Source organism: Sulfitobacter sp. HI0027 (genome assembly GCF_001634775.1).
In the GTDB taxonomy this organism is placed as follows: Bacteria; Pseudomonadota; Alphaproteobacteria; order Rhodobacterales; family Rhodobacteraceae; genus Sulfitobacter.
The window spans coordinates 1-769 of sequence record NZ_LWER01000387.1 but is presented as its reverse complement, the minus strand read 5'-3'; the positions used below and the strand labels follow the sequence as shown (position 1 = coordinate 769).

At 59.2% G+C, this 769-nt stretch carries 1 protein-coding gene and 1 pseudogene; both read left to right on the top strand.

Going from position 1 to position 769, the window contains the following annotated elements:
- Window positions 1–506: pseudogene (locus A3722_RS17980) on the top strand (IS256 family transposase); the annotation flags it as partial.
- A gap of 83 nt (window positions 507–589) precedes the next feature.
- Window positions 590–769 (top strand): transposase (locus A3722_RS17975; RefSeq protein ID WP_150120545.1); only part of this gene is annotated, 180 nt, incomplete at its 3' end.

The window sequence follows — 769 nt, the reverse complement described above, 5'->3', positions numbered from 1 at the left end:
TCAGCCGCGTGACCGATGCGGTGCTGGATGAGGTTCGGGAATGGCAGTCCCGGGCGCTGGACCGGATGTATCCCATCGTCATTTTTGACGCTCTACGGGTCAAGATCCGCGACGCCCCTCTCGGGACATTGCTTCGCAATGCCCTGCCGGGCAGTGGATAGCCGCATGGTCAAGAACAAAGCCGTCTACGTGGCCCTCGGCGTCAGCAGGGATGGCGTGCGCGAGGTTCTCGGTCTTTGGATCGCTGACAACGAGGACGCCAAATTTTGGCTCTCGGTGATGACAGAGCTGAAGAACCGTGGGCTGCAAGACATCCTGATTGCGGTCGTAGATGGTCTCAAGGGCTTCCCTCCCTCTCATCGAAACTGCGTTTCGACTGCCGGGCAACGGATGCCATCACAGCAGCCTTTCCGGACACGGCCGTGCAAACGTGCATTGTTCATCTCGTGCGCCATTCGCTGAACTTCTGTGCTTGGAAAGATCGCAAGGAGGTGGCAGCCGATCTGTAAGCGTTGCCTGGACAGCACCTTCCCAGTTTTCGCCTGAGCTGCGACTCCGTTTCTGACGGATATTGGGCGGGAGTTTCGCGATGGCGACTACGGTAGAGTTTCTCAGGGACTACGGGGTGGAGATACGGGCCAATGGCCAGAAGCGGTGGCCCAATGAGGTCAAAGCACGGATCGTGGCTGAGAGTTTGCAGCCGGGCGTGAGCGTGAATGCAGTTGCGGCGCGGTATGGGCTTCGGGCGAACCATTTATCGGAATGGCGG